The organism is Sphingomonas sp. 179-I 2A4 NHS, from assembly GCF_045369135.1.
In the GTDB taxonomy this organism is placed as follows: domain Bacteria; phylum Pseudomonadota; class Alphaproteobacteria; order Sphingomonadales; family Sphingomonadaceae; genus Sphingomonas.
Genome location: NZ_JBIQFL010000034.1, coordinates 1 through 4,104, shown reverse-complemented (window position 1 = coordinate 4,104; position 4,104 = coordinate 1). Strand labels below are relative to the sequence as shown.

Sequence of the window (4,104 nt, the reverse complement as noted above, 5' to 3'; positions counted from 1 at the left end):
GGCCCAGTCGGCCCGAAGCTGCGATTTTGGCCATGTTGAAGAACAAAGATTGAACATGGCGATCTACCAGGCTCGCTCTTGTCCTCCAATCTCGTAAACATCGGTCTCGATCGAGCACCTGTAGCTCTCTGCGATGTTGAACATCTCTGTCTGGAGAGATGCGATCTCATCATCGAGGCTGACGCCATCGGCACCCTGATCATAGGCGACGGTCAGCGTGTAATCGCAGTTCCCGGTCTTTTGCATCTGGTAATCCCGCTCCAGCATCGCCTCAATGCGCTCGCGAGCGGGCTTTCTGCCACGACCATGCTTGTTGAAGTTCTCGATGGTCAGATGCAGGGCGATGGTGACAGAAGGCGGCTTTTCCGGCAGCCCGATCCTTGAAGGAATGACGTCAAGCGCCCGATAGACGGTCATTCTTGAGATCTTGAGGTCGCGCGCGACGCTGGCCTTGCTCGCGCCGGCGGTGATCCGGCGTCGGATTTCATCGTCATCGATGTTTTTCTTCCGGCCTTTGTAGACGCCTTCGGCGCGCGCCGCCTCGATCCCGGCGCGCTGCCGGTCCTTGATGAACGTCAGTTCCATGTCCGCGACCATGCCCAGAATGGTGATCACCATCCGCCCCATGCTTCCGGCCGTCGTCACCTCCGGCTCAAGCACCCGCAATGAGGCTCCCTTCTGGTCGAGTTCATGAACCAGATTGAGAACATCGCGTGTGGAGCGACCGAGCCGATCGAGACGCAGGACGACGAGTTCGTCATCGGCGCGCAGGAACTGCATGATCGTCTCAAGCTCCGTGCGTCCAGTGCGCGATGCGCCCGAGCCTGTTTCGGAGCGGAGGATTTCACAGCCCGCTGCCTTCAACCGGGCAACCTGGATGTCGAGATCCTGGTCGATGGTGCTGACGCGGGCGTAGCCGACGCGGGTCATGGGCAAATCCGTCACATTAGGGTGGCTTTGCCCTCGTACAGTAACATTGGTGACGGAACCACCCTTTTGTGACATGTCGTATATGTCACTTCCGATCGTCACGTTCGGGTGCACCCAAATGGTGCGAGCGGAAAGGCCCCGGTCAGGCAGCAAGCCGCCCAAAATCGATCCGGCTATTCAGATCGAGGTCGAAGCGGCCATAAGGATTGACGTGGCTGTAAATCAGCGGTGTGAGGCCGCGATAATCATCCGGCGTCATCCGGCCCGTCCATTTCGGTTCCACCAGCACGCTCTGAAGCATTCGGGTGTTCACATAGACAAGCGACGCTTGCAGCAAATGTAGCGCCAGGACCGAGAGCTGCTGCTCATCGATGCGGTTAGTGGCGATCTCGCCGCCCTTGCCGAAGAAAACGAACCCATTGGCACTGTTCCAGTTTTCAACGACATTCAGGCCTTCATGAATTTCGCGGCGGAAGGACTCCTCGCGCAGATACCGGCACAGGAAGATCGTCTTGACCGCGCGGCCCAGCTCACTCAACGCCTTGTAGGTCGGGTGCATCACCTCGGAGCGGCTAAACCGGCGCAGGATCGCCTCCGGGTCGGCGGTTTTTGTCTGCATCGCGGCTGCATATTTGACCATCTCGTCATATTGCTGCTCGATCTCATCCCAGTTGATCGGACTGGAGAGGATCGGCTGCAAGTGGGGAAGCCGCGTTCGCATGCCGACATCGGGAAGAGCCAGCTTCTGGCGAGCGATCGCTTTCAGGCGGGGTGCAAGCTCAAATCCGAGAAGCCGGCAAAATGCAAAGCCAACCGCGCTTTGGCCATGACTATCAACATATTGTCGCTGGATTTCCATGTCGGTGCAATGGCGCAGCACGCCCTCGATCATGGAGGCGACCTCGGAGGAAGAGCAGCGCTTGAGCTGGGAATAGACGCATGTCGCGCGTCGTTCGACATGCCAGTAGATCATGACGCCCCGTCCACCATAACGCGCATGCCATTCCGTCATCAGGTTGCGATCCCAGGCTCCGAACTTTGTGGAATCTGACGCACAGGCCGTGCCGGCGTCCCCCCAGACTGCAGCATTGCGGATTGCCAGGGTCGCATTCGCAACCCTGGCACACGCCTCCTTGAGCGCCGCGGCATGAACGAAGCGGCGATGGACATGCAGCAGCTCTTCATAGCTGACATCGGGGGTGGCGCCGGCGATCCGCTTGAGCCCGGCATTCGTTCCCAGGCCGTAGAGGCATAGCAGGAGACGTTGATCCAGCGCGGTTTTCGGCAGTGCAACACGCGAGGCCGATGTTTCGAACGCTTCGAGAAGTCCCGTATCAAGGGCAGCCTCCTTCAGTACGTCGAGCAGCCCGGTCATCGGCCAGCGTTGGCCGATCTCGGTCTTGATCGAGGCGAGACCCCTGGGTTCGGGCAAGGGTTTGAACGGGGTGAGAGATATACGGTTCTCGCCGCGCCACAGCAGCCGAACCTTGTCGTTCCGGGGAATATTGGCATTGAGGAGCAACAGTTCCTGAGCAAGCTCTTCCCGGATGGCGCTTGAAAATGCACGCGCATCCGCCGTCAGGTTCAATCCTGTGTAATATGCTTCTCGCCGCGCATCGAAGTCCTTGGGAAGATCGTCATCGGGATTGCGGTATCGGTCCGCCCCGACAACCCAGATTTCCTTAGAACGGATGCGATCGCGCAGTTGCGCGAGGACACAAAGCTCATAACTGATCCGGTTTACGCGCCCCTCTTCATCAATGACGGAACTGCGCCATCTCGCCGGAATGACCTCGTCGACCGGCACTGCGTGCGGCGGCACGTAGCGGCATCCATCATCCACTTTGCTTCTGATCCAGTCCAGGGCCGCCAGCACCGGACGCCACACGGCGTTGTTCGACCGGAACTCCAGTGCCGAAAGCAGGCTTGGCAGCATACGGCGATAATGATTGGCCCATGACCTCCGCATCACCTTGTAGATCCGCCGATCCAAGGCGCCCTTTGCCTGGCTTTCCTTGATGATCGCCGCCAGTTTGTCCTTGCCGGCGATTGGGAAAATGACATCGCAGATGCGCCCGGATGGATCGTCGATCGAAGCGCTGGCAATCTCGACCAGGAGTCGCTCCTTGCCATAGACCCGCTCGATGTCTTTCGCGATATCGCCCACCACCTTGCGTTTCGAGCGCGATCCGATCTTATGGACCGTCTCGATCAGCAGGTCGACCATCGCATCCGTAAGCTGAGCTTCCCGCGCCATCAGATAAACGGCATAGAGCCCGAGCTGGCGCGCCGGTACATGCCGGCGCATCTCCGAGGCTTTCTCGCCGGCAACCCGGCGAACGATCTGATCGACCCATGCCTTGCCCGTGACCGATAGGAAATCTCGGGGAAGAGCAAGCCGTTGGATAAAGGCGAGTTTGGCGGTCACGCCAAGAATGTTTTCGAGCGTCGCCTGACCTGCATCCCCCTTCATCGTGTTGAAGCCGGTCGGGCCATCGGGATCGGCGAGCGAGGCTTCCAGCAAGGCGACCGCATCCGGCGCAAGCCGATCGCGGACTCGGGCCAACAGGGCCTCCAGATAGAGGTGTCGTTGCGAACGGACGAGGCGTTCCAGCTCCTTGCGCGACGGCCCATAGATACGGCGGTCGCGGCACCACAGGAAAACATGCTCGAGCATGGCATTGATCGGCTGCCCGCCCGCACAAAGATCGTCGGAAATCCACCTCGACAACGCCCTGCGATCCGTCTGCGTCATACGGCGGAACCCGAGATGCCGCAAAATCTCCGCGCAATGCCGGCGGGCGGTGCGCCCGGAAAAATCATAGTGGTTCACGGATTTGGCATCGAGACCAAGTTGCTCCGCCAGATACAAGACACCGTCGGAGGGTATCGACGCATGATCCGGCACAAAGAAGCCATGCCCGGCGAAAAATCTAAGCTGAACCGCCAATCCCAGTCGTGCCGTCTCCGCTTTGCCGGTCACGAACGCGATGTCCGAAAAACTCAGGCTCCAGGAGCCGATCAGATCCCCACTCGAAACGCCAAGGCTCATAACGCCGCTCCCTTATCGGAGCGGAACGTCGTTCCTCGCATGGGCGATCGTCAACAACAACCAGCCCGTTCCCGACGTGTTCTCCAAGATGACCAAAATCGCAGCTTCGGGCCGACTGGGCC

At 59.6% G+C, this 4,104-nt stretch carries 2 protein-coding genes; both read right to left on the bottom strand.

Going from position 1 to position 4,104, the window contains the following annotated elements; genetic code table 11:
• Positions 1–63 precede the first annotated feature (63 nt).
• Complete coding sequence (locus ACH0CP_RS18895; RefSeq protein WP_006961816.1) at positions 64–930, bottom strand: recombinase family protein; 867 nt, start codon at positions 928–930, stop codon at positions 64–66.
• A 142-nt stretch (positions 931–1,072) separates the two neighbouring features.
• Positions 1,073–3,982 carry a Tn3 family transposase gene (locus tag ACH0CP_RS18890; RefSeq protein ID WP_006961814.1) on the bottom strand — a complete coding sequence of 970 codons (2,910 nt, stop codon included), beginning with the start codon at positions 3,980–3,982 and terminating at the stop codon, positions 1,073–1,075.
• Positions 3,983–4,104: the final 122 nt, after the last annotated feature.

Bases quoted from the DNA above. Each gene is read 5' to 3' on its own strand.
- ACH0CP_RS18895 (WP_006961816.1), bottom strand. From the start codon at position 930: ATGACCCGCGTCGGCTACGCCCGCGTCAGCACCATCGACCAGGATCTC.
- ACH0CP_RS18890 (WP_006961814.1), bottom strand. From the start codon at position 3,982: ATGAGCCTTGGCGTTTCGAGTGGGGATCTGATCGGCTCCTGGAGCCTG.